A 24,858-nucleotide genomic window follows, 5' to 3' on the forward strand; every position below is an offset into this window, starting at 1 on the left:
GAATGGAAGATGCGTGAAATGAAAAAGATGGGCAGGCCCGCGGCGCCCGCGACCGCCTTGACGATGCTGTGCCTGGCCATGCTGGCGTTGCCCGGCCTGGCGCGCGCGCAGGCAGCCGTGGCCGCCGCGCCGGAACGCCAGGTGACGATCGAGGAATACCTGGTGCGCGGCAATACCGTGCTCGACGCCCGTGCCATCGAAGAGGCCGTGACGCCGTTCCTGGGGCCGGGCCGCACCCTGAAGGACGTGGAAGGGGCGCGCGACGCCCTCGTGGCGGCGTACCAGGCGCGCGGCTACCAGTCCGTCTACGTGGACTTGCCGGAACAGCAGGTGGAGCAGGGCATCGTGGTGCTGCAGGTGAGCGAAACGAAAGTGGGCCGCCTGCGCGTGGTGGGCGCGCAATACAACTCGCCGCTCGACGTGCGCCAGCAGGTGCCGGCCCTGACGGAAGGCACGGTGCCCGACTTTACCCAGGCGCAGGTGGAACTGACGGCCCTGAACCGCGGGCCCAAGCGCCAGGTGATGCCGCTGGTGCGCCAGGGCACGTTGCCCGGCACCATGGACGTGGACTTGAAGGTCGACGACAGCAGCCCGTGGCGCGCCAGCGTCGGCCTGAACAACGATTACAGCGCCGATACGAAGAAGTTGCGCACCAGCATGTCGGTCGGCCACGACAACCTGTGGCAGCTCGGGCACAGCGCCACCATCAGCTTTTTCGGCACGCCGGGCGACCTGAACCAGACCAAGGTGTGGTCCGCCTCGTACGTGGCGCCCATCGGCACGCAGGGCTGGAGCGTGGAAGCGACCGGCTACCAGTCGAACAGCAACGTGGCCAGCACCGGCGGCACCAGCGTGCTGGGCAAGGGGCATGCGCTGGGCATGAAAGTCAACTACACGGTGCCCAACAGCGGCATCTGGTGGCACAGCTTTTCCGCCGGCATCGACTTCAAGGATAACCAGGAAGCGCTGAAACTGAATGGCACCGGCTCGAGCATTCCATTGAAATACGTGCCGCTCAGCGTGGCCTACAACGGTTTTGCGCAGACGGACACGGCGACGTACGGCCTGGGCCTGTCGCTGGTGGCCGGCACGCGCGCCTCGTTCGGCTACGGCAGCGACAGCGCCGCCTACGATAACAAGCGCTACAAGGCCTCGCCCAGCTTCCTCGTGCTGAAGGGCGATGCCAACGCCACCGTCACCCTGGGCAGCGGCGCGCAGCTGCACGGACGCATGTCGGGCCAGCTGGCCGACGCGGCGCTCGTGTCGGGCGAGCAGATGGCCGCCGGCGGCGCCAATTCCGTGCGCGGCTATCTGTCGGCCGAAGCGACGGGCGACTACGGCGTCTCGGGCACCGTCGAATGGCGCACGCCGCAGCTGACGTATTTCAGCCGCCTGGAAAACTGGCGCCTCTTTGCCTTTGCCGATGGCGCGCGCCTGCGCCTGCGCGACCCGATGATCGAGCAGAAAGACCTGTTCGGCCTGGCTTCCGTGGGCGTGGGCAGCAGTTTCCAGTTCCTGCGCTACCTGAATGGCCGCATCGATTTCGCCTATCCGCTGCGCGATGGCCCGCGCACGCACAAACATGTGCGGCGCATCAACTTCAACCTGTCGGCCAGTTATTGATGGTCCGGCGCACCCGTACCGCACTTTTCTAGACTTTTCTTCGGAGAATCACTGTCATGCAACGTTTTCGACGTCTGTTATTCCTGCTCACGATCCTGGGCACGCTCGCTCCCGGCCTGGCGCATGCCTGGTGGCAACCTGACTGGGCTTACCGCAAACCCGTCACCATCGATGCCGGTCCCAAGGCGGGTGCCGTGGGCGGCGATCCTGGCCGTATCCCGGTGCTGCTGCGCTTGCATTCGGGAAATTTCAACTTCGAGGGCGTCAGCGACAGCGGCGCCGACCTGCGTTTCGTGGCCGGCGACGATAAAACCGTGCTGAACCACCAGATCGAGCAATTCAACCCGCTGCTGGGCATCGCCCTGATCTGGGTCGACGTGCCGGCCCTGACGGCAGGCACGCCGCAGCAGCTGTGGATGTACTACGGCAATCCGAAGGCGCCCGCCTCCGGCAATGGCCAGCGCACCTTCGATCCCGACTACAGCCTGGTGTACCACTTCGCCGAACCGGGCGTGCCTTCGCGCGACAGCACCGCCTACGGCAACCATGCCCAGACGGCCGTGCCGGCGCTGGACGGTTCCGTCATCGGCACGGGCGCCCGCCTGGGCACCACGCCGCTGATGCTGCCTGCTTCGCCATCGCTGGCGCTGGCCGCCGGCGCAGCGTTCACCTTTTCCGCCTGGGTACGTCCCGACAACCTGGGCCCGCAGCAAGTGCTGTATGCGCGCCGCGACGGCGCCAATGAATTGCTGATCGGCGTGGACCAGGGCGTGCCCTTCGTGCAGGTGAATGGCCAGCGCAGCAAGCCTGGCCAGCCCATCCAGGCGGGGCAATGGTCGCACCTGGCCGTCAAGGCGGAGAAGAACAACGTGGCCCTGTATGTGGGCGGCCGTCCGGCCGTCTCGCTGGCCACGGCCCTGCCGGCGTTCGGCACGGCCGCTTCGGTGGGCGCCGATGCGCCGCCGGTCGCTTCCGGCGCAGCCACCCTGGGCAACTTCACGGGCGCCATCGACGAGCTGCGCCTGTCGCGCACGGCCCGTGCCGATGCGCTGCTGCTGGCCGACGCCGTCTCGCAAGGTTCGGAATCGCGCCTGGCCGTGTTTGGCGCCGATGAACAGCAGGCAGGCAAGAGCCATTTCGGCTTCATCATCGCCGCCATGCCGCTCGACGCGTGGATCGTCGTTGGCGTGCTGGGCCTGATGATGGTCTTGTCGTGGATCATCATGATCGGCAAGGGCCGCAGCTATGGCGCCATCTCGCGCGCCAATGCGCAATTCATGCAGTCGTTCCACGAAGCGGCCGGCGCGCCGCTCGACCACCTGGCGCGCAATGGCAAGCTGGGCGCTTCCGTGAAGGCCGATTCCTCGCTGTGGCGCCTGTACGACGTGGCCATCGACGAGATGCGCCGCCGCCATGACCGTGGCTACGACTTGAACGCCGTCTCGAACGCCACCATCGGCGCCATCCGCGCCGCCATGGATGGCGTGATGGTGCGCGAAAGCGAGCGCATGTCCAAGCGCATGATCTGGCTTTCCACCACCATCGAAGGCGCGCCCTACGTGGGCCTGTTCGGCACCGTGATCGGCATCATGCTGGTGTTCGTCGTGGCCGCCATGGCCGGCGCCGTGGACATCAACTCGGTGGCGCCGGGCATGGCCGCTGCGCTGCTGTGTACGGCTGCCGGCCTGGGCGTGGCGATTCCCGCCCTGTTCGGCTACAACTGGCTGTCCTCGCGTTCGGACGCCATCGTTGCCGACATGGCCGTCTTCGTCGACGAATTCGCCACGCGCCTGGCGGAAGAGCAGGGCGACGGACGCCAGATGCGTCCCGTGCTGCAACAGGCGTGAGGGGCGCATAACCATGGCCACCTCCGCCAAGTTTACCCCCCGCAAGCGTAGCGGCGGCATCAACATCACGCCCTTCGTCGACGTGCTGCTGGTGGTGCTGGTGATCTTCATTTTGACCAGCAACGCCAGCATTCCCGGCATCAAGGTCGACCTGCCCAAGGCCAGTTCGGCCATGGCGCTGGAAAAACCGAAGACCAAGGCCATCACCATCGACAACGCGGGCCAGGTCTTCCTCGACGCCTATCCCGTCACCCTGCCCGAGCTGGAAGAGCGCCTGCGCACGGAAAAGGCGCTCACGCCCGATTTTCCCGTGATCGTGCGCGGCGATGCGGCCGTGCAATACGCGAAAGTGGTCGAAGTGCTCGACCTGCTGCGCCGCATCGACCTGAACCAGGTGGGCCTGGTGACCGGCAAGCCGGCATGAGGAGCGCAAGGTGAAGCGTGACGACATGACGAAGATGGCGGCCTCGGAACCGTCGGGCGCGGTGCTGTGGTGGCGCCGCTGGGGCGGCGTGGCCGGCGCCGCGCTGCTGGCCGGCGCGCTGGCCGCGCTGGTCTGGTATCTGCTGTCCGACACGGCGGCCACCAAGCGCGAAGTGGCGGCCACGCCGATGCTGATGCTGCCGCCGCCCCCGCCGCCGCCGCCGGAACCGGAAAAGCTGCCGGAGCCGACGCCCGACAAGGTCGTGCCGGAAGTGTCGGAACCGGAACCGACGCCGGCCGACAAGCCCATGGACGACGCGCCGGAAAGCCCGTCGCCGGAGAAGGGCGATCCCGTCACCATCGACGGCGCGGCGCAGGCCGGCAGCGATGCCTTCGGCATCCAGGCCGGGCGTGGCGGCGGCATGACGGGCGGCGGCGGTGGCGGCGGCCTCGGCGCGGGCTCGTACGGCCGCTACGTGGCCAATGCGCTGCAGATGGCCTTCGCCCGCGATCCGCGCACGCGCCAGCTGGCGTTTGCCGACATCCGCGTCGACCTGTGGCTCGATACGGAAGGCAGGACGACGAAGGTGCTGCTGGTGCAGGGCACGGGCAATGCGCAGACGGATGAACTGGTGCTGGCCATGGTGCGCGATTTCCGCGCCGATGAGCGGCCGCCGGCGTCGCTGCGGTTCCCGGCCCGCGTATCCATCAAAGGCCGCCGGCCGTGAACACCCGACCAAACCTGCTGCGCGTTGTGATTTGCGGCCTGCGATGCTCGCTGACTCGGCGTCCCCGTGCATACGCACAGCTGCGCTTCTCAGCCACAACGCACTGCCGCTCGCGACGGTTTTGTCAGGCGTTCTTTACGACATTCATTTTAATTTTTTACCGAAAGAAGCGATGAATTCCTTATTTTCTTCCCCACAGCGCATGCGCCGCCTGCCGCTGGCGCTGGCCGCCTTCGCCCTGAGCGTGGCGGCCAGCGCGGTGCAAGCGCAAGCGCCGGCCGACAGCACCATGGTCAAGTTGATCCGTGGCCTGATCCAGAGCGGCGCCCTGAACAAGGACGCCGGCGAAGCGCTGCTGGCGCAGGCGCAGAGCGAGGCGCTGGCGGCCGCGCAAGCCCGTCCGGCCGCGGCGCCGGCAGCCCTGGCGCAAGTGCAGCCGGGCGACGTGCGCGTGCCGTACATTTCGCAAACCGTGCGCGAGCAGATCCGCGACGAGATCAAGGGACAAGTGCTGGCCGAGGCGAAGGCGGGCGGCTGGGCCGCGCCGAACGAAACGCCGGCATGGACCAAGCGCATCCGCATGGAAGGCGATGTGCGCGCGCGCTACGAGTCGCGCTATTACGACATGGCCAACAGCAATATCGAGATCGACTGGCGCTCGCTCAACGGCGGCAGCGGCTACGACGTCAATTCGAATACCAACCTGGCCCTGCCCTCGCTGCTGAACACGCGCCAGGACCGCAAGAACCTGCTGCGCGCGCGCGCCCGCCTGGGCATCCTGGCCGATATTTCCGAGAGCACGCAAGCGGGCATCCGCCTGGCCAGCGGCAACGACGACAGCCCGGTATCGACCACGCAAACCCTCGGCGGCGGCCTGGGCAAGAAAAATATCTGGCTCGACCAGGCCTGGCTGTCGTACCAGCCCGCGTCCTGGCTGACCCTGACGGCGGGCCGCTTCGACAACCCGTTCGTGTCGGGCGACGAGCTGTTTTCCAGCGAACTCAATTTCGACGGCATCGCCGCCAAGGTGCAGCAACCGGTGGGCGCGGCCAAGGACGTCACCGTCTTCGGCACGCTGGGCCTGATCCCGCTCGAATATTCGTCCGACAATGCGCCGAGCCGCAGCCAGGCCAAGATGGCCAGCGAGAACAAGTGGCTGCTGGGCGCGCAGGTGGGCGCCTCGTGGAAGATCAATAGCGACCATCAGTTGCGCGGCGCGCTGGCCTACTACAACTTCCGCAACATCAGCGGCGAGTATTCGCAGCCGTGCGCGCTGTACGCGGGCGCCGATGGCTGCAGCACGGACTGGTCGCGTCCGTCGAGCATGCAAAAGGGCAACAGCTTGATGTTGCTGCGCAATATCGCGCTGAACCCGCTCGATCCGGCCAATACGCCGCAGCCGCAATTCGTGGGCCTGGCGTCGAAGTTCCGTCTGGCCAACCTGAATGCGCGCTGGGATAGCAAGGTCGCCGGTGGCAAGGACTTGCGCATCGAAGGCGATTATGTGCGCAACATGGCCTATGACAAGAATGCAATGTGGGCGCGCGCCAAGGGCGGCATCATGAACAACTTCGGCGGCACGGGCGGCGTTTCGCAAGCCGATTTCAGGAGCGGCGGCAACGCCTACATGCTGCAAGCCACCCTGGGCAAGGCCAGCCCCGCGGCGCGCGGCGACTGGAACGTGCTGCTGGGCTACAAGCGCATCGAACCGGACGCCTTGCCGGACGCCTACAACGATTCCACCTTCCACCTGGGCGGCACGAATGCGCGCGGCTACTACCTGGGTGGCGCGTATGCGCTCGACAAGAATACGTGGCTGAACGGCCGCTGGACGTCGAGCCGCGAAGTGTTCGGCTCGGCACTGTCGATCGACACCCTGCAAATCGAACTGAATGCGCGTTTTTAAGGAGTAATGATGTTGATATCCAACACAACGCGTGTCTCCGCGCTGTTGCTCGCCGTGCTGGCCGGCGGCGCGGCCCAGGCGCAGGGCCAGAAGGGGCAAAGCATGGAAGAGCGCCTGCGGGCCGAGTTGCGCAATGTCACGGCGCAGCTGCAGCAGACGCGGGGCGAACTGGAATTGCTGAAAGCCAAGGGTGTCCCTGCCGCCCAAGCCGCGCCGGTGGCCGCTCCCGCCAGCGATGGCGTGAAAAAGGAATTGGCGCGCAGCCAGGCGCTGCTGGCGCAAGAGCGCGCGCAGCGGGAAAAGCTGCTCGCCGAGCAGCAGCGTGGCGCGGTCGCCACGCAAGAGGCGGCCGCCAACCTGGCGCAGTTGCGCCAGGCCAGCGAACAGCTGGCCGCCACCAGCAAGCAGATTGAAGCGGAACGCCTGCGTCTCGACGGCGAAGTGGCGGCGCAGCGCGGCGTGCTGGCGCGCTGCGAAAGCAAGAATGCCCAGCTGTACGTCACCGGGCAGGAAATCCTGCGCGCATACGAAGGGCTCGACGTGCTGGGCGTGATGGCGGCGCGCCAGCCGTTTGCCGCGCAAAGCAGGGTCAAGCTGGAGCAAATCGCCCAGCAATATGGCGACCAGCTGTACCAGGGCCGCTTTGATGCGCGTCAAACTGAAACGCCGGCCGCCCCCGCGCCTGCCCCCCAATAACTTTATTTTTTGAAATGAATGGAATGACGATGGAACACACGAATAGCAACTTGCTGACCACCCTGAACGCCGAGCAGATGGCCGACGCCATCAAGGCGGCCGGCTGCGCCGTCACCAGCATCGAGCACGATGGCGTCGTGCGCCTGCACAGCGCCAGCCACGGCATCGGTTTCCAGGTGCTGTGGGGCAATGAAGCCTCGCCCGGCCAGTACGCCGACCTGACCCTGAGCTGCCCCCTGCGCGTGCATGGCGGCGACTTGCCTGCCGGCTTGCTGGCCGAATGGCATCGCAGCAAGCGTTTTGCGCGCGTGGCCCAGCATGGCGATTTTGTTGTGCTGGAAATGGATGTGCTGGTTGCCGGCGGCGTCAGCGCAACGCACCTGAATATCAATCTGCAATTGTGGACGCAGATGATGGGCCAGTTTTTCTTGTTTTTACGCAACTTTACGCCAGCCGACACGTCGGTAGCGGCGTCAGCGGCGGCGCCTGCCGTGGTGGAAGAGGAAACAGTGCCGGCCTGATAAAACCCGCACAGGCGGCAAAAATGGCCGCTGGCGGGCCATTTTTGCCGCTGGCGGGGTCCGAGTGTCGCATTAAATACTTATTTTTTAAGCATCGCGCATTAAAACTGCTCAAAGAGCGTGTGTGAATCAAGCCAGCAACGCCTGTATGGCGGATAATATCGCCTGTTGCCGATTTGGATACGACCTTTACACTCTAATGCGCCCCATGGATTTTACCCGCGACGAAACCAGTGAAACCCCAGTTGCCCCGGCAAGTAGCCCGGGAGCGCCTTTGCCGTATGCCGTCGCCACCTGGCTGCAGCGGGTGGAGGCAGCCGCCCATCCGAAGGCCGTGCTGAGCATTGCCGAACCCGACCCCAAACTCAACCAGCATCGCCTGATCTACGTGCTGGCGCCCACCAGCGGCGGCCGCCACGTGGCCCTGTGCCTGTACAAGGCGCGCCTGCGGCCGAACGGCGACGTGGCGGCAGCCTCGCCCATCAGTGAAATCTTTTCGCTGCTGTCGGCGCCGCCGAGCTTTCTGACGCCGGCCGATGAAGACCTCGTGCGCTTCTTCGTGGCCATGCGCAGCGGCCAGAATTCGCAGACGGGCAGCGCCACGGAGCCGAAGGGCAAGGTGGGCGCGGCCCTGCTGGGCATGCTGGCCGAGCAGGACAAGCTGCTGTGGGCCAATTCCTGGGCCGACGTGGGCAATGGTCTCGTGTATCCATTGCAGGAGGGGCCCGTGCGTCCGGCCCGGCTGTTCTGGCGCGACGAGGGCAAGACCATGCGCCTGGGCTGGCAAGTCGATCCGCCCGAAGGCGCGAAACACCATGGCGCCGACCAGATCGACTACATGCTGCCCACCGATCCGCCGTGGTACATCGACAACCTGTCGTGCGGCGTGCTGGAACTGAACCAGGGCGGCTCCGACATTTCCCTGGCCGACTTGCAGGCGCTGGTGGCGCAGGCGCCGCCGCTGAACGCGAACGACAAGGTGCGCGTGTCGCAACTGCTGCTGGCGCAGGGCTTGCAGCACCTGATGCCGCTGCCGCAGCCCTTGCCGCAGCGCTTGCGCAAGGATGTACCGGCGCAGCCGGTCTTGTTGCTCGACAGCGCCATGCTGGCCGATGGCAGCGTGCAGCGCTGGCACGACTTCACCGTGCTGTCCTACGATTACGATGGCGAGCGCGTCTCGTTCGACCCTTCGCAGCGCGTGGTGCGCCAGGTGGGCGAGGTGACGGAAATTATCCAGAGAAATACGGACGACGAGGCGCGCGCGCTGGCCACCCTGGCCGAGCTGCAATTCAAGAAGCCCGGTGCCGCCCCCTTGAGCGGCTTGAAGGGCGCCCTGCTGCTGCCTTCCCAGGCGGAATGGCTGCGCTTTGCCGAGTCCGGTATCGACGCCTTGCTGGAGCAGGGCTGGATCGTGGAAAAGACGGCCAAGTACCGCTATGACGTGAGCGAAGTGGACGACTGGTATGCGGAAATCGACGACCAGGACCCGGACAGCGGCAACGCCTGGTTCGAGCTGGAACTGGGCATCGTCGTCAATCACGAGCGCGTGCCGCTGCTGCCCGTGCTGGTGCAGCTGATCCGCAACGCGCCCAACGATTTCAATCCGAAAGTCATCGAGGCGCATGCCGAGGATGACCAGATGCTGGCGACCTTGCCCGATGGCACGCGCGTGGCCCTGCCATGGGGCAGGGTGCGCCCCATCCTCAACACCCTGGGCGAGCTGTATTTCAACGACAAGATCAAGCGTGCCGTGCGCATGTCGACCCTGGACGCGGCGCGCCTGGAAGAGCTGGCGCGCGGGCTGGAATTGCGCTGGACGGGTGGCGAGCAATTGCGCGCCATGGGCCGCAAGCTGAGCCAGTTCGGTTCCGTGCAGAAGGTGGCCGCGCCGGCCGGCTTGCAAGCGACCCTGCGCGATTACCAGGCCGACGGCCTGGCGTGGATGCAATTCCTGCGCGACCATGACCTGGCGGGCATCCTGGCCGATGACATGGGCCTGGGCAAGACCGTGCAGACCCTGGCGCATATCCTGGTGGAAAAGGAGGCGGGCCGTTTGACGCATCCGGCCCTCGTCATCGCACCGACGAGTTTGATGGGCAACTGGCAGGACGAGGCGGCCAAATTCGCGCCCAGCCTGAAGGTGTTGCTGCTGCAGGGCAAGGACCGCGCGCAGCAGTTCGACCAGATCGGCCAATGCGACCTGGTGCTGACCACCTACGCCTTGCTGCCGCGCGACGAGGAAACCTTGCGCGAGCATGATTTCCACCTGGTCATCCTCGACGAATCGCACTACATCAAGAATACGCGCAGCAAGGCGGCGCAAAGCGCGGGCCTGCTGCGCGCGCGCCACCGTTTGTGCCTGTCCGGCACGCCGCTGGAAAACCACCTGGGCGAGCTGTGGTCGCAATTCCATTTCCTGCTGCCGGGCTTGCTGGGCGACGAAAAGACCTTCAACACCCAGTTCCGTCACCCGATCGAGCGCCAGGACGACCCGCTGCGGCGCATGCTGCTGAACCGCCGCATCAAGCCCTTCCTGCTGCGCCGCACGAAAGACAATGTGGCCAAGGAACTGCCGCCGAAGACGGAAATGGTGCGCAAGGTGGAATTGACGGGGCCACAGCGCGACCTGTATGAAACCGTGCGTCTTGCGATGGATCAAAAAGTACGCGAAGAAATCGACAAGAAGGGCGTGGCGCGCAGCCAGATCGTCATCCTCGAAGCGCTGCTGAAACTGCGCCAGGTCTGTTGCGACCCGCGCCTGGTGAAATCCTTGCCGGCGAAGAAGCAGTCGGCCGGCTCGGCCAAGCTGCTCGACCTGATGCAGATGGTGGAAGACTTGCTCGACGAAGGGCGCAAGATCCTCGTCTTCTCGCAATTTACCAGCATGCTGGAATTGATCGAGGAAGAACTGGAATCGCGCGACATTCCCTACGCCTTGCTGACGGGCGAAACCAAGGACCGCGGCGCGCAAGTGGCGGCCTTCCAGCAGGGCGCCGTGCCGATCTTCCTGATCAGCCTGAAGGCGGGCGGCGTGGGCCTGAACCTGACGGCGGCCGACACGGTCATCCACTACGATCCGTGGTGGAATCCGGCGGCGGAAAACCAGGCCACGGACCGCGCCTGGCGCATCGGCCAGGACAAGCCCGTGTTCGTCTACAAGCTGATCGCCAAGGGCACGCTGGAAGAAAAAATCCAGCTGCTGCAGCAAAAGAAATCGGAGCTGGCGCAATCGATCCTGGCCGAAGGCGAAGCGCAGAAGATGGCCCTCACGCAGGAAGACTTGCAGCAGATTTTTGCCCCGCTGGAAGATTAAAGGGGCGGCTGTTTCCCTGCTGGCTCTATACTTGGCATTTCGACCTTGCCAGGTATAAAGCATGCTGCCCTTCCTGCCCTTCCTTGTATTGCTGCTGGCCGGCGTCATCCTGATGGCGCTGCGTTTCATCCAGTTGCGCCGCGCCCTGCTGCGCGCACGCACGGGGGAAGCGACGTTCCGCCTGCTGGCCGAGCACGGCCGCGATGCGGCCTTCCTGCTCGACGCCACGACCCTGGAATTACTCTACATCAGCCCCGCCGCGCAGCGCCTGAGCGGTTACGACTTGCCTGCCCTGCAAAGCCACGCGGCGCGCCTGGCGGCGGACGTGCCGGCACGTTTGCAGCGCTGGCGCGACGGCGACGCCAGCCGCGCGACCTTGCTGCGCGAAGTGGAACTGCCGCACGCGGACGGCCATCCGCTGGCGCTGGAAATCCATTCCACCATCGTGCCGGCCGCCGCCGGGCGCGGCGTGAGCGTGGTGGGCAGCGTGCGCGACGTGAGTGCAGCGCAGGCGCAGGCAGCGGAGCGCGAAAAGGAACACAAGCGTTTCGCCTCGATGCTGTCGCATGAATTCCGCACGCCGCTGGCCACCATCGACGGCGCCGTCCAGCGCCTCGTGTCCACCTCGACGGACGCCGACGAGGCCACGCGCAAGCGCTATGTGAAGATTCAAACGGCCGTCGACCGCTTGTTGGCCATGATCGACGACTATCTGTCGCCCGAACGCATGGCGGCCATCGGCCGCGAGCGGGCCGCCGCCGGCATCGCGCCGCTGGCCCTGCTGCAGCAGGCGGCCGCCGGCGTGCCCGCCAGCCATACGGTGCAGCTGCAACTGGACGAGGACTTGCCGGCCACCTTGCGCTGCGACGTGCCCGGCATGGCCCTGTGCCTGAAGATCCTGCTGGAAAACGCCGTCAAGTTCAGTCCGCCTGGCAGCGCCATCACCCTGGCGGGCAGGCGGGCGCCCGAAGGTGGCGTGGAACTGTGCGTGCGCGATGCGGGACCGGGCTTGCCCGAGGCGGAACTGGCGCATCTTTTTGATAGAGGTTTCCGCGGCATCCATGCCGCCGGCCACCCGGGCGCGGGCCTGGGCCTGTACATGGCGCGCGCCGTGGTGGAAGTGCATGGCGGGACTTTGCACGGGCATAATCTGCCCGCAGGCGGCGCGGTTTTCCGGATTTGGCTGCCCGTTCCTGTCCAGACAAGGAAAAGCCTTGCTTCCGCTGAAGGCAACCGTGATAATTCCTTGACGTAAACCTATTCGTCCGTCCATCATGGTGCAGAAGTGAATGGCATGGTTTGCCCACGGTTTGCTTACTAACAAAGAATGGCGTAGCAATGACGAAAATACTGATCGTCGAAGACAATCTGGACTACGCCGAAGACATGGCGGAATTCCTCGTTGAGCTCGAACACGAAGTCCATATCACCAGCTCGGCTGGCGGCATGTGGACGGCGTTGAGCCATGGAAATGTCGGCGTGGTGGTGCTGGACCTGGGCTTGCCCGATGAAGACGGCTTCAATGTCATCCCCCGCATGCGCCAGCTGTATCCGCAAATCGGCGTGCTGGTGCTGACGGGCCGCGTCGCCTTCGACAGCCGCATCCTGGGCCTGCGCCTGGGCGCCGACCATTACCTGACCAAGCCGATCAAGTTCCCCGAACTGGCCGCGCACATCGAGGCGCTCGACCGCCGCGTCGGTCCGCAAGATCCGCTGCCCGAGCCGGGCAAGTGGACCTTGAAAGTAAGCGCTCGCCAACTTGAGCTGATGGGTTCGGTCATCGCCCTGACGGAAAAAGAATTCAACTTCCTGCACCTGCTCACCATCAACACGCGACCCGTGCCGCGCGATGTCATCGTGGCCGGCATGGGCGGCGAAGATCCCGATGCGGGCCGCCGCGTCGACATGCTCGTGTATCGCCTGCGCAAGAAAGCCAAGACGGGCCTGGGCCAGGACTTGCCGCTGCGCAGCGCTTACGGCGAAGGCTACAGCCTGTCGGCCAGCTTTAACCTGTCCTGATGCATTGCCTGCGGCCGGCCGCAAGCGGCTGGCATCATAAAAGGGACAGAGTCAATCGCTTTTTTTTATGCCTGAAATAAAATAGGGTCAGAGTCGCGTCCGACGACTGGAAGTGTGTAAAATCAAGGCCTTAGCCTTTCTTTTACGACTTTGCCATGGCCCGATTGCCCCGCCTTATCATTCCCGCACTGCCCCATTACATCATTCAGCGCGGCAGCAACCGCCAGCCCGTGTTCCAGGATGCGGCCGACTACGCGCAGTTCGTGTCCTGGCTGAAAACGGGCGCGAAAATGTTCAAGGTGGCCATCCACGCCTATGTTTTGTTGCCTGATCAACTACATTTGCTGGCCACGCCCGGCGATGCCACGGGCCTGGGGCAGCTGATGCAGTGGCTGGGGCGCTATTACGTGCCGTATTTCAACCAGAAATACGGCCGCGAAGGGGGCTTGTGGCAGGGACGCTACAAAACTGCCGTCATCGATCCCGACAATTTCCTCCTGACTTGCTGCCGTTACCTGGAATGCGTGCCCGTGCAGACGGGGCTGGCGGGGCAGGCCCTCGAGTACGCCTGGTCCAGCCATGCCCACCATGCGGGCGTGCGTCCCGATCCCGTCATCACCGATCACGCGCTGTATTGGGCACTGGGCAACACGCCGTTCGACCGCGAGGCGGCCTACCTGCGCCTGTTCGAGCAGGGACTGGGCGGCAGCCAGGTCAAGGTGGTGGAGCAGGCCGTGCTGAAGGGCTGGCCGCTGGGCAGCGACGCCTTCAAGCAGGCGCTGGAGCTGAAAATGAAGCGCCAGGTGCTGCCCGCCAAGCGGGGCCGCCCGCGCAAAGTCGCGGCTGAGCCGGACATCAACTGACACGCATTCGCATTTCACTCAAAAAATGAGGGCTTCCTGATGTTTTATTGAGATTCGATTGACTATGTCCCTATTAAATTTTATGGGCGACGGAAACGAATTTAATTCGACTCCGACCCTAATTGTTCTGGTTGAGTTTTTTGTTGCGTTGCACTACTCTAGTTTTTCGATATCCATACGCAGCGGAGAAGCCCATGAAAGCGCAAGGCCTGTACGACCCAGCCAATGAACACGATGCCTGCGGCGTCGGTTTCGTCGCCCACATCAAGGGCAACAAGACCCATTCGATCGTCGAACAGGGCTTGCTGATACTGAAAAACCTCGATCACCGGGGCGCCGTGGGCGCCGATGCGCTGATGGGCGATGGCGCCGGCATCCTGATCCAGATTCCCGACCAGTACTACCGCGAAGAGATGGCCAAGCAGGGCGTGGAATTGCCGCCGCCTGGCGAATACGGCGTGGGCATGGTCTTCCTGCCGAAGGAACACGCGTCGCGCATCGCTTGCGAACAGGAAATCGAACGCGCCGTGCGCATCGAAGGCCAGGTCGTGCTGGGCTGGCGCAACGTGCCCATCGATACGGACATGCCGATGTCGCCCACCGTGCGCGCCAAGGAACCGGTGATCCGCCAGATCTTCATCGGCCGCGGCCCGGACATCATGGTCACCGATGCGCTCGAGCGCAAACTGTATGTGATCCGCAAATCCTCGGGCCACGCCATCCAGGCCTTGAAGCTGCTGCACGGCAAGGAATTCTTCGTGCCGTCGATGTCGGCGCGCACGATTGTGTACAAAGGCCTGCTGCTGGCCGACCAGGTGGGCGTGTACTACAAGGACTTGCAGGATGCGCGCTGCATCTCGGCCCTGGCCCTGGTGCATCAGCGTTTCTCGACGAATACCTTCCCCGAATGGCCGCTGGCCCACCCGTATCGCCTGATCGCGCACAATGGCGAGATCAACACGGTGAAAGGCAACTTCAACTGGATGCGCGCGCGCGAAGGCGTGATGAAGTCGGCCGTGCTGGGCGACGATTTGCAGAAACTCTTCCCGCTGATTTATGAAGGCCAGTCCGACACGGCGTGCTTCGACAATGCGCTGGAGCTGCTGTTGATGGCCGGCTATCCGATCGCCCAGGCGATGATGATGATGATTCCGGAAGCGTGGGAAAACCACACGACGATGGACGACAACCGCCGCGCCTTCTATGAATACCACGCGGCCATGATGGAACCGTGGGACGGCCCGGCCGCCATGGCGTTTACGGATGGCCGCCACATCGGCGGCACGCTGGACCGCAATGGCTTGCGTCCGGCCCGCTACATCGTCACCGACGACGACCTGGTGGTGATGGCGTCGGAATCGGGCGTGCTGCCGATTCCTGAATCGAAGATCATCCAGAAATGGCGCTTGCAGCCTGGCAAGATGTTCCTGATCGACCTGGAAGCGGGCCGCATCATCGATGACCAGGAATTGAAGAACACCTACGCCAACGCCAAGCCCTACAAGGCATGGATCAACTCGGTGCGCATCAAGCTCGACGAGATCAAGATGGCCGAAGGCCAAGTCAAGCACGACCGCGCCCAGGGCGAAAAAGTCCAGCCATCGCTGCTGGACCGCCAGCAGGCGTTCGGTTACACGCAGGAAGACTTGAAATTCCTCATGGCGCCGATGGCGCTGGCCGGCGAAGAGGCGACGGGCTCGATGGGCAATGACTCGCCGCTGGCCGTCATGTCGAACAAACTCAAGCCGCTGTATAACTACTTCAAGCAGCTGTTCGCGCAAGTGACGAACCCGCCGATCGACCCGATCCGCGAAGCAATGGTGATGTCGCTGGTGTCCTTCATCGGCCCGAAACCGAACTTGCTCGATACGAATAACGTCAACCCGCCGATGCGCCTGGAAGTGGCGCAGCCCGTGCTGGGCTTTGACGACATGGCGCGTTTGCGCAACATCAGCGCTCACACGGGCGGCAAGTTCAAGTCGTACGAGCTCGACATCTGCTACCCGCTGGCCTGGGGCAAGGAAGGCGTGGAAGCGTGCCTGGCCTCGCTGTGCGCGGAAGCCGTCGACGCCGTCAAGTCGGGCCACAACATCCTGATCGTCTCGGACCGCGCCATTAGCGCCGACCAGGTGGCGATCCCCGCGCTGCTGGCCACCTCGACCGTGCACCAGCACCTGGTGAGCAAGGGCTTGCGCGCCTCTACCGGCCTCGTCGTGGAAACGGGCTCGGCCCGCGAAACCCACCACTTTGCGCTGCTGGCAGGCTATGGCGCGGAAGCCGTCCACCCGTATCTGGCGATGGAAACCCTGGTCGAACTGGCGCACGGCTTGCCGGGCGACCTGTCGGGCGACAAGGCCATCTACAACTACACCAAGGCAGTGGGCAAAGGCTTGATGAAAGTCATGTCGAAGATGGGCATTTCCACGTATATGTCGTATTGCGGCGCGCAGATTTTCGAAGCCATCGGCCTGAACAAGTCGCTGGTCGACAAGTATTTCAAGGGCACGGCCTCGAACGTGGAAGGCATCGGCGTGTTTGAAGTGGCGGAAGAAGCGCTGCGCCTGCATGCGCTGGCCTTCGGCAACGATCCCGTGCTGTTTGACAAGCTCGACGCGGGCGGCGAATACGCGTTCCGCGTGCGCGGCGAAGACCATATGTGGACGCCGGACGCGATTGCGAAGCTGCAGCATTCCACGCGCAGCAACAATTTCTCCAGCTACAAGGAGTACGCGCAAATCATCAACGACCAGAGCCGTCGCCACCTGACCCTGCGCGGCCTGTTCGAATTCAAGCTCGACCCGACGAAGGCCATCCCGCTCGACGAAGTGGAACCGGCCAAGGAAATCGTCAAGCGCTTCGCCACGGGCGCCATGTCGCTGGGCTCCATCAGCACGGAAGCGCACGCGACCCTGGCCGTCGCCATGAACCGCATCGGCGGCAAGTCGAACACGGGCGAGGGCGGCGAAGATCCGAACCGCTACACGCAGGAATTGAAGGGCATCCCGATCCGCCAGGGCGACACCATGGCGTCCGTCGTCGGCGCCGAGCAGATCGTCGTCGATATTCCGCTGCAGGAAGGCGATTCCATGCGTTCGCGCATCAAGCAGGTGGCCTCGGGGCGTTTCGGCGTCACGGCCGCCTACCTGAATTCGGCCGACCAGATCCAGATCAAGATGGCGCAGGGCGCGAAGCCGGGCGAAGGCGGTCAATTGCCTGGCCATAAGGTGTCGGAATACATCGCCAGCCTGCGCTTTTCCGTGCCGGGCGTGGGCTTGATTTCGCCGCCGCCGCACCACGACATCTATTCCATCGAAGACCTGGCGCAGCTGATCCATGACTTGAAGAATGCCAACCCGCGCGCCTCGATCTCCGTGAAACTGGTGTCGGAAGTGGGCATCGGCACGGTGGCCGCCGGCGTCACCAAGGCCAAGGCCGACCACGTGGTCGTCGCCGGCCACGACGGCGGCACGGGCGCTTCGCCTCTGTCGTCCGTGAAACACGCGGGCACGCCGTGGGAACTGGGTCTCGCAGAGACCCAGCAAACATTGGTCTTGAACGGTTTGCGCAGCCGTATCCGCGTGCAGGCCGATGGCCAGATGAAGACGGGCCGCGACGTGGTCATCGCCGCCCTGCTGGGCGCCGACGAGATCGGTTTCGCCACGGCGCCGCTGGTGGTCGAAGGCTGCATCATGATGCGCAAATGCCATTTGAATACCTGCCCCGTGGGCGTGGCCACGCAAGATCCCGTGCTGCGCGCCAAGTTCTCGGGCAAGCCCGAGTATGTCGTCAATTACTTCTTCTTCGTTGCCGAGGAAGCCCGCCAGCTGATGGCGCAGCTGGGCATCCGCACCTATGACGAACTGATCGGCCGCGTTGACCTGCTGGACAAGTCGAAGGCGATTTCGCACTGGAAGGCGCAGGGCCTGGATTTCTCGGCCATCTTCTACAAGCCGGAAACCCCGGATGGCCAGGCCTGTCGCCACGTGGAATTCCAGGACCATGCGCTGGAAAAGGCGCTGGACCACAAGCTGATCGCACAGGCGCGCGCGGCGCTGGAAAAGGGCGAGCGCGTCTCCTTCATCTCGCCCGTGCGCAACCTGAACCGCACGGTGGGCACCATGCTGTCCGGCGAAGTGGCGAAGAAATACGGCCACGCCGGCTTGCCGGACGACACCATCCACATCCAGCTGCAAGGCACGGCGGGCCAGTCGGCCTGCGCCTTCCTGGCGCACGGCATCACGATCGACCTGGTGGGCGAGGGCAACGATTACGTGGGCAAGGGCTTGTCCGGCGGACGCATCATCGTGCGGCCGAATACGGAATTCCGCGGCTGGGCCGTGGACAACATCATCATCGGCAACACGGTGCTGTACGGCGCCATCGCCGGCGAAGCCTTCTTCAACGGCGTGGCCGGCGAACGCTTTGCCGTGCGCAACTCGGGCGCCACCACGGTGGTCGAGGGCCTGGGCGACCATGGCTGCGAATACATGACGGGCGGCACGGTGGTGGTCCTGGGTAACACGGGACGCAACTTTGCGGCCGGCATGTCGGGCGGCATCGCCTATGTGTATGACCCGGCTGGCGACTTTGCCAGCAAGTGCAACACGGCCATGGTCAGCCTGGACAAGGTCGTCTCCGCGGCGGAGCAGCATGTCGACCGCGACGCCTGGCACACGCAGCACCGCGACGGCGTGCCGGAAGCCGATGAAGTGATCCTCAAGCGCCTGATCGAGCGTCACTTCAAGCACACGGGCAGCACCCGCGCCCGCGTCCTGCTCGACGACTGGGCCAGCGCACGCGGCAAGTTCGCGAAGGTCTTCCCGAACGAATACAAGCGCGCGCTGATTGAAATGGCGGCCGATGCCGCCATGGAAGTGCAAGCCGTCGCCGCCTGAGCCAGCCAACTCATCGCTGAGATTAATGACCAGGGAGCGGCCCGGCCGCTCCCCGCCAGCCAAATACAAAGGAAACATCGTGGGTAAAATTACCGGCTTCATGGAATTCAAGCGCCAGGACGAGCACTATCTGGAGCCTGCCGCGCGTCTGAAGAACTACAAGGAATTCGTGCTGCACCTGTCGGACGCGCAGGCGACCGTGCAGGGCGCGCGCTGCATGGATTGCGGCATTCCCTTCTGCACCACGGGTTGCCCCGTGAATAACATCATTCCTGACTGGAATGACCTGGTGTACCGCGGCGCCTACCGCGAAGCGCTCGACATCCTGCATTCGACGAATAACTTCCCGGAATTTACGGGCCGCATCTGCCCGGCGCCGTGCGAATCGGCCTGCACCCTGGGCATCCATGAAGATCCGGTCGGCATCAAGTCCATCGAGCACAAGATCATCGACATGGGCTGGGAGCACGGCTGGGTCACGCCGCAACCGGCAGGGTTTAGTACCGGCAAGAAAGTGGCCATCGTCGGTTCCGGCCCCGCCGGCCTGGCGGCGGCGCAGCAGCTGGCGCGCGCCGGCCACGCCGTCACCGTATTTGAAAAGAGCGACCGGGTCGGTGGTTTGTTGCGTTACGGCATCCCCGACTTCAAGATGGAAAAGTCGCACATCGACCTGCGCGTGAAACAGATGGAAGCCGAAGGCGTCGTGTTCCGCACCAGCGTGCTCGTCGGCAAGGATTTCCCTGCCCACGTGAACAACTGGGCCAAGGAAACCATTTTCCCGGAAGACCTGGAAAAAGAATTCGACGCCGTCATCATGGCCGGCGGCGCCGAGCAGCCGCGCGACTTGCCCGTGCCGGGCCGCGAATTGAAAGGCGTGCATTTCGCCATGGATTTCCTGCCGCTGCAAAACAAGGTCAACGCGGGCGACAAGCTCAAGGACCAGATCAAGGCGACGGGCAAGCACGTGGTGGTGATCGGCGGCGGCGACACGGGTTCCGACTGCGTCGGCACCTCGAACCGCCATGGCGCCGCCTCGGTGGCCCAGTTCGAACTGATGCCGCAGCCGCCGGAACAGGAAAACAAGCCGCTCGTCTGGCCCTACTGGCCGACCAAGCTGCGCACCTCGTCCTCGCACGAGGAAGGCTGCGAGCGCGACTGGGCCGTGGCCACCAAGCGTTTCGAAGGCAAGGGCGGCAAGGTGGAAAAGCTGATCGCCTGCCGCGTGGAATGGAAAGACGGCAAGATGAGCGAAGTGCCGAACTCGGAATTCGAGATGAAGGCCGACCTGGTCTTCCTGGCCATGGGCTTTGTTTCGCCAGTGCAACAAGTGCTGGAAGCGTTCGGCGTCGACACGGATGCGCGCGGCAATGTGAAAGCGAGCACGGAAGGCGACGCCAGTTACCAGACGTCGGTGCCGAAGGTGTTCGCGGCCGGCGACATGCGCCGCGGCCAGTCGCTGGTGGTGTGGGCCATCCGCGAAGGACGCCAGTGCGCGCGCGCCGTCGACCAGTTCCTCATGGGGGCTTCCCTGCTGCCACGCTGACGATTTGAGCTGGATCAAGCCAGGGGCCACGGCGCGCGATGCGTCGTGGCCCTTGTTATTTTAGCCATGGCGCCGGACGGGGAAGACGCAGGCGTGCAGGCGCGCGTTTTTTACAATAAAATATCTGACTTTCGATTCATTAGTGTTGTATTCTCCCCCTCTGCAGGGCAGCACAAGGGGGTGTCTCAGCAGAGATTGGCGTTTCTGCACTACAATACGCCATTAAAATAGTGAGCTTCGTCGTGCCAAATCTTGTTGAAATCCGTGATTTACACTTTGCCTATGGAGAACGTTCGATTTTATCGGGCCTTCAAATGGATTTCCCACGTGGAAAAGTTGTGGCCGTCATGGGTGGCTCCGGCAGTGGCAAGACGACCGTACTGCGCCTGATCGGCGGCCAGCTGCGCCCCAGTTCCGGCTCTGTCAATGTCGATGGCCAGATCGTGCATACGCTGGCGACCGACCAGTTATACCAGCTGCGCCGCAAGATGGGCATGCTGTTCCAGCACGGCGCCCTGTTTACAGACCTGACGGCGTTCGAGAACGTGGCCTTCCCGCTGCGCGAGCATACGGACTTGAATGAAGAGCTGATCCGCACCCTGGTGCTGATGAAGCTGCACGCCGTCGGCTTGCGCAATGCGGCGCAATTGAAGCCGGCCGAGATTTCGGGCGGCATGGGCCGCCGCGTCGCCCTGGCGCGCGCCATCGCGCTCGACCCTGAATTGATCATGTATGACGAGCCGTTCGCCGGCCTGGACCCGATTTCCATGGGCGTCACGGCCAATTTGATCCGCAATCTGAACGATGCGCTGGGCTCCACGTCTATCCTGGTATCGCACGATGTGAAGGAGTGTTTCGCCATCGCTGATTATGTCTATTTTCTGTCATCGGGCAAGATTGTGGCGCACGGCACGCCGGCTGAAATGGCCGTGTCGACGCATCCGTACGTGAAGCAGTTCGTCAATGCCGAGGCCGATGGCCCCGTACCGTTCCACTATCCGGGCAAGTCGCTGGCCGACGACCTGGGTCTGCAGGCGGGGGGCGGTCGATGATCGCGCGTTTCCTGGCGGCGATCGGAGCCTGGTTGCGTCGTTCGGTACAAGACCTCGGCTTTGCCGTGCGGTCGTTTTTCATCATCATCGCCTCGTCGGGCGGCCTGTGGCGCCGTCCGCGTCTGGTGATTGAGCAACTGTTTTTTATCGGTAACCGCTCGCTGGTGATTACCGCCGTTTCCGGCCTGTTTGTCGGCATGGTGCTGGGCTTGCAAGGGTATTACACCTTGACCACCTACGGCGCCGAGCAGTCGCTGGGCTTGCTGGTGGCGCTGTCGCTGACGCGCGAACTGGGCCCGGTCGTCACGGCGCTGCTGTTCGCGGGCCGCGCCGGCACCTCGCTGACGGCGGAAATCGGCCTGATGAAGGCGGGCGAGCAGCTGTCGGCCATGGAAATGATGGCCGTGAACCCGATCCAGCGCGTGCTGGCCCCCCGTTTCTGGGCCGGCGTGATCGCCATGCCGATCCTGGGCGCCATCTTCACGGCCGTCGGCATCATCGGCAGCTATCTGGTCGGCGTGGTGCTGATCGGCGTCGATGAAGGCTCGTTCTGGTCGCAGATGCAGGGCGGCGTGGATGTCTGGAAAGAAGTGGGGAATGGCACCATCAAGAGCCTGGTCTTCGGCATCGCGGTGACGTTCATCGCCCTGTTCCAGGGTTACCAGGCGCAGCCGACGCCGGAAGACGTGTCCGGCGCCACCACGCGCACGGTGGTGATTTCGTCGCTGATGGTGTGGTGGCTCGATTTCATGATGACGGCGTTGATGTTTAGCAAATAATTGCGCATCAGCGGCAAATAGCGGCCTGGGTGGTGTTCCGCGCAGGTGGCGGCAAGTAAAAATTATTTAGGATTGTTTATGCAACGTAAATCTTTGGATGTCTGGGTCGGCTTGTTCGTCTTGCTGGGTGTGGCGGCATTGATGTTTTTGGCCCTCAAGGCTGGCAATATGAGCTCGCTGTCCTTCAGCAAGACGTATACCATTAACGCCAAGTTCGACAATATTGGCGGTCTCAAGCCGCAAGCGCCCGTCAAGGGCGCCGGCGTGGTGGTGGGGCGCGTGTCGGCCATCACGTTTGACGACAAGACGTACCAGGCGCTGGTGAAACTCGACATCGAAGATGGTTACAAATTTCCGAAAGATAGCTCGGCCAAGATTCTGACGGCCGGTTTGCTGGGTGAGCAATATATCGGCCTGGAAGCAGGCGGCGATCTGGCTAACCTGGCAGAGGGCGACAAGATCGCCCGTACTCAATCGGCCACAGTGCTGGAAGACCTGATCAATCAGTTCATCTACAGCAAGGCAGCGGAAGGAAAGGACAGCAAATGAGCGAGTCGACCATGAAATCCCAAGGCAGCCTGGCGCGTATCGGCCTGGCCCTGGCCATCGCCGCCAGCGTGAGCGCCTGCGCCACCGGCACCAACCCGCGCGACCCGCTCGAGGGTTACAACCGCGCCATGTTCAAGTTCAACGACACCGTCGACCGGGTGGCCCTGAAACCGGTCGCCACGGCTTACAAGACCGTCACGCCATCGTTCGTGCAAACCGGTGTCGGCAACTTCTTCGGCAACTTGTCCGATGTGTGGAGCGCCGTGAACAACTTGTTGCAAGGCAAGGGTGAAGCGGGCTTGCAGGACGTCGTGCGCGTCAGCATGAACTCGACCTTCGGCATCTTCGGCCTGATCGACATCGCCTCGCAGGCCGGCATTCCGAAGCACAATGAAGACTTTGGCCAGACCCTGGGCTGGTATGGCGTCCAGCCTGGTCCGTACGTGATGTTGCCACTGCTGGGCCCATCGACCGTGCGCGACACGGTGGCCCTGCCGCTCGATATCACGGGCGACCCGTGGCGCTACAAGGATCCTGTCTCGGTGCGCAATATCGGCACGGTGACGCGCGTGGTCGACAAGCGCGCCGCGCTGCTCGACGCGACCAACCTGATGGAAGCGGCCGCGCTGGACCGTTATGAATTCATCCGCGACGGCTTCCTGCAGGCGCGCGAAAGCAAGGTTTTCGATGGCGATACGGATCGCCGCGACCGCAAAGTGCCAAAAAACGACACCAGCGATTACGAGCCAGAGTACGATGCGAAACCGCCGCCGGCCCCAGTGGAAGCGGCGCCTGCCACGGCTGCCGCCGACGCCGTGCCTGTCGAACTCGTAACATCTGGTAGCAATACCGTTGCTGCCGAGGCCAAGCCTCAGGAGTAAACTCGGGACAAGAACACCACGGCTGCGATCAGCGCCAGCCGGTGCATAGCAACACCATGAAAGGTAGAACCATGAAATTGATGAAACAATTGCTCGCGATGGCGACCATCGCCTTTGCCACCGCCGCCCAGGCCGCGCCCGCCGTGGAAGCGCCCGATGTGTTGGTAAAACGCATCAGCCAGGACGTGATCGACACGGCCAAGGCCGACAAGGGCATCCAGGCTGGCGACATCAAGCGCGTCACCGAATTGGTGGAAAGCAAGATCTTGCCGTACGTGGATTTCCAGCGCATGACGGCCCTGGCCGCCGGACGCTACTGGCGCGACGCCACGCCGGACCAGCAAAAGCAGCTGGCTGCGGAATTCCGCACGCTGCTGATCTACACGTATTCGGGCGCCCTGTCGCAGATCAAGAACGAAACCGTGGAATTCAAGCCGCTGCGCGCCGATCCGGCCGATACGGACGTGGAAGTGCGCTCGCAGGTGAACATGGCGCGCGGCGAACCCGTGCCCCTGAACTACCGCGTGGCCAAAACCCCGGCCGGCTGGAAGATCTATGACATCAACGTGCTCGGTGCGTGGCTGGTGGAAACCTACAAAAGCAGCTTTGCCAGCGAAATCAGCAAGGGCGGCATCGATGGCCTGATCAAGACCCTGGCCGCGAAAAACAAGGCCCTGGCCAGCCGTCCCGCTGCCAAAGCCAAATAATCGGCTATCATATAGCTCCAGACCCAGCTCCAGACCAGCGCAGCCCTACGCCATGCCAGACTCTCTCGACACCTTGCAGTCCCTGACTTCCCTGACCGTGCACAATGCCACTTCGGCATTGGAGCAGGGTCTGGACGCCATCCGCTCGGGTCAGACGAAGTTTGACCTGCGTAACGTCAAGGCCGTCGATTCGGCGGCCGTCTCCGTGATGCTGACGTGGCAGCGCGCGGCGCAGGATGCCGGCGGCGTGCTGGAGCTGAAAAACCTGCCGAACAACCTGAAAAACCTCACCAAGCTGTATGGCGTCTGCTCGCTCGTTTCGAGCACGTTGACGGCCGAGGACTGCGGCAGCGCCGGCGGCCACGCCGAACGCAGCCCGTCCGACCTGCATCATCATTGATCCTGTCCCACTCCCCGCATCAGCAGTAGCTTTCAAGCCGGCAGGCCAGCAGCGCCGCCGGATTGAACTCCAAGTGTTCCACGAATTTTCCAACTATAATTGACTGTTGCGCC

At 63.7% G+C, this 24,858-nt stretch carries 19 protein-coding genes; all 19 read left to right on the top strand.

Going from position 1 to position 24,858, the window contains the following annotated elements:
• The first annotated feature begins 9 nt into the window (after positions 1-9).
• The 19 genes from AC1RDJ_RS23790 to AC1RDJ_RS23880 all read left to right on the top strand — a co-directional run bounded on the left by AC1RDJ_RS23790 (position 10) and on the right by AC1RDJ_RS23880 (position 24,745).
• Positions 10-1,623 carry a ShlB/FhaC/HecB family hemolysin secretion/activation protein gene (locus tag AC1RDJ_RS23790; protein ID WP_493028901.1) on the top strand — a complete coding sequence of 538 codons (1,614 nt, stop codon included), beginning with the start codon at positions 10-12 and terminating at the stop codon, positions 1,621-1,623.
• Positions 1,624-1,679: 56 nt separating this feature from the next.
• A complete protein-coding gene (locus AC1RDJ_RS23795; RefSeq protein ID WP_071326044.1) occupies positions 1,680-3,470 on the top strand; it encodes a DUF2341 domain-containing protein in 1,791 nt (596 codons plus the stop codon).
• Between the two features lie 13 nt (positions 3,471-3,483).
• On the top strand, positions 3,484-3,894 hold the full coding sequence (locus AC1RDJ_RS23800; protein WP_034753784.1) for an ExbD/TolR family protein: 411 nt from the start codon (positions 3,484-3,486) through the stop codon (positions 3,892-3,894).
• Positions 3,895-3,904: 10 nt separating this feature from the next.
• Entirely contained in the window at positions 3,905-4,621 is a 717-nt protein-coding gene (locus tag AC1RDJ_RS23805; RefSeq protein WP_232251005.1) for a hypothetical protein, read from the top strand.
• A 172-nt stretch (positions 4,622-4,793) separates the two neighbouring features.
• A complete protein-coding gene (locus AC1RDJ_RS23810; protein ID WP_083412067.1) occupies positions 4,794-6,527 on the top strand; it encodes a putative porin in 1,734 nt (577 codons plus the stop codon).
• A gap of 6 nt (positions 6,528-6,533) precedes the next feature.
• Positions 6,534-7,223, top strand: a complete 690-nt coding sequence (locus AC1RDJ_RS23815) for a hypothetical protein (protein WP_493028902.1) — start codon at positions 6,534-6,536, stop codon at positions 7,221-7,223.
• A gap of 29 nt (positions 7,224-7,252) precedes the next feature.
• A complete protein-coding gene (locus AC1RDJ_RS23820; protein WP_493028903.1) occupies positions 7,253-7,744 on the top strand; it encodes a YbjN domain-containing protein in 492 nt (163 codons plus the stop codon).
• Between the two features lie 208 nt (positions 7,745-7,952).
• On the top strand, positions 7,953-11,057 hold the full coding sequence (locus AC1RDJ_RS23825) for a DEAD/DEAH box helicase (RefSeq protein WP_493028904.1): 3,105 nt from the start codon (positions 7,953-7,955) through the stop codon (positions 11,055-11,057).
• A 61-nt stretch (positions 11,058-11,118) separates the two neighbouring features.
• A complete protein-coding gene (locus AC1RDJ_RS23830) occupies positions 11,119-12,312 on the top strand; it encodes a PAS domain-containing sensor histidine kinase (RefSeq protein WP_493028905.1) in 1,194 nt (397 codons plus the stop codon).
• Between the two features lie 83 nt (positions 12,313-12,395).
• On the top strand, positions 12,396-13,076 hold the full coding sequence (locus tag AC1RDJ_RS23835) for a response regulator transcription factor (RefSeq protein WP_071326049.1): 681 nt from the start codon (positions 12,396-12,398) through the stop codon (positions 13,074-13,076).
• Between the two features lie 155 nt (positions 13,077-13,231).
• Complete coding sequence (locus tag AC1RDJ_RS23840) at positions 13,232-13,939, top strand: transposase (protein WP_493028906.1); 708 nt, start codon at positions 13,232-13,234, stop codon at positions 13,937-13,939.
• Between the two features lie 194 nt (positions 13,940-14,133).
• Positions 14,134-18,834 (top strand): glutamate synthase-related protein, encoded by a 4,701-nt coding sequence (locus AC1RDJ_RS23845; RefSeq protein WP_493028908.1) that lies wholly within the window; start codon positions 14,134-14,136, stop codon positions 18,832-18,834.
• 79 nt (positions 18,835-18,913) lie between these two features.
• Positions 18,914-20,377, top strand: coding sequence for a glutamate synthase subunit beta (locus AC1RDJ_RS23850; RefSeq protein ID WP_289889560.1), 1,464 nt, complete (start codon positions 18,914-18,916; stop codon positions 20,375-20,377).
• Positions 20,378-20,619: 242 nt separating this feature from the next.
• On the top strand, positions 20,620-21,429 hold the full coding sequence (locus AC1RDJ_RS23855; RefSeq protein ID WP_083412199.1) for an ABC transporter ATP-binding protein: 810 nt from the start codon (positions 20,620-20,622) through the stop codon (positions 21,427-21,429).
• Complete coding sequence (gene mlaE / locus AC1RDJ_RS23860) at positions 21,426-22,208, top strand: lipid asymmetry maintenance ABC transporter permease subunit MlaE (protein ID WP_034753807.1); 783 nt, start codon at positions 21,426-21,428, stop codon at positions 22,206-22,208. Before AC1RDJ_RS23855 ends, mlaE begins: the two co-directional genes overlap by 4 nt.
• A 78-nt stretch (positions 22,209-22,286) precedes the next feature.
• A complete protein-coding gene (gene mlaD / locus AC1RDJ_RS23865; RefSeq protein ID WP_071326054.1) occupies positions 22,287-22,757 on the top strand; it encodes an outer membrane lipid asymmetry maintenance protein MlaD in 471 nt (156 codons plus the stop codon).
• Complete coding sequence (locus tag AC1RDJ_RS23870; RefSeq protein WP_071326055.1) at positions 22,754-23,638, top strand: MlaA family lipoprotein; 885 nt, start codon at positions 22,754-22,756, stop codon at positions 23,636-23,638. Before mlaD ends, AC1RDJ_RS23870 begins: the two co-directional genes overlap by 4 nt.
• Positions 23,639-23,709: 71 nt before the next feature.
• Positions 23,710-24,345, top strand: a complete 636-nt coding sequence (locus AC1RDJ_RS23875) for an MlaC/ttg2D family ABC transporter substrate-binding protein (protein ID WP_071326056.1) — start codon at positions 23,710-23,712, stop codon at positions 24,343-24,345.
• 52 nt (positions 24,346-24,397) lie between these two features.
• Positions 24,398-24,745 (top strand): STAS domain-containing protein, encoded by a 348-nt coding sequence (locus tag AC1RDJ_RS23880; RefSeq protein WP_071326057.1) that lies wholly within the window; start codon positions 24,398-24,400, stop codon positions 24,743-24,745.
• Positions 24,746-24,858: the final 113 nt, after the last annotated feature.

It is taken from the genome of Janthinobacterium sp. GW822-FHT07H10 (genome assembly GCF_058798675.1).

Excerpts from the sequence above, each read along its gene's own strand:
- AC1RDJ_RS23790 (WP_493028901.1), top strand. The coding sequence starts at position 10 with ATGCGTGAAATGAAAAAGATGGGCAGGCCCGCGGCGCCCGCGACCGCC.
- AC1RDJ_RS23795 (WP_071326044.1), top strand. The coding sequence starts at position 1,680 with ATGCAACGTTTTCGACGTCTGTTATTCCTGCTCACGATCCTGGGCACG.
- AC1RDJ_RS23800 (WP_034753784.1), top strand. The coding sequence starts at position 3,484 with ATGGCCACCTCCGCCAAGTTTACCCCCCGCAAGCGTAGCGGCGGCATC.
- AC1RDJ_RS23810 (WP_083412067.1), top strand. The coding sequence starts at position 4,794 with ATGAATTCCTTATTTTCTTCCCCACAGCGCATGCGCCGCCTGCCGCTG.
- AC1RDJ_RS23815 (WP_493028902.1), top strand. The coding sequence starts at position 6,534 with ATGATGTTGATATCCAACACAACGCGTGTCTCCGCGCTGTTGCTCGCC.
- AC1RDJ_RS23820 (WP_493028903.1), top strand. The coding sequence starts at position 7,253 with ATGGAACACACGAATAGCAACTTGCTGACCACCCTGAACGCCGAGCAG.
- AC1RDJ_RS23825 (WP_493028904.1), top strand. The coding sequence starts at position 7,953 with ATGGATTTTACCCGCGACGAAACCAGTGAAACCCCAGTTGCCCCGGCA.
- AC1RDJ_RS23830 (WP_493028905.1), top strand. The coding sequence starts at position 11,119 with ATGCTGCCCTTCCTGCCCTTCCTTGTATTGCTGCTGGCCGGCGTCATC.
- AC1RDJ_RS23835 (WP_071326049.1), top strand. The coding sequence starts at position 12,396 with ATGACGAAAATACTGATCGTCGAAGACAATCTGGACTACGCCGAAGAC.
- AC1RDJ_RS23840 (WP_493028906.1), top strand. The coding sequence starts at position 13,232 with ATGGCCCGATTGCCCCGCCTTATCATTCCCGCACTGCCCCATTACATC.
- AC1RDJ_RS23845 (WP_493028908.1), top strand. The coding sequence starts at position 14,134 with ATGAAAGCGCAAGGCCTGTACGACCCAGCCAATGAACACGATGCCTGC.
- mlaE (WP_034753807.1), top strand. The coding sequence starts at position 21,426 with ATGATCGCGCGTTTCCTGGCGGCGATCGGAGCCTGGTTGCGTCGTTCG.
- mlaD (WP_071326054.1), top strand. The coding sequence starts at position 22,287 with ATGCAACGTAAATCTTTGGATGTCTGGGTCGGCTTGTTCGTCTTGCTG.
- AC1RDJ_RS23870 (WP_071326055.1), top strand. The coding sequence starts at position 22,754 with ATGAGCGAGTCGACCATGAAATCCCAAGGCAGCCTGGCGCGTATCGGC.
- AC1RDJ_RS23875 (WP_071326056.1), top strand. The coding sequence starts at position 23,710 with ATGAAATTGATGAAACAATTGCTCGCGATGGCGACCATCGCCTTTGCC.
- AC1RDJ_RS23880 (WP_071326057.1), top strand. The coding sequence starts at position 24,398 with ATGCCAGACTCTCTCGACACCTTGCAGTCCCTGACTTCCCTGACCGTG.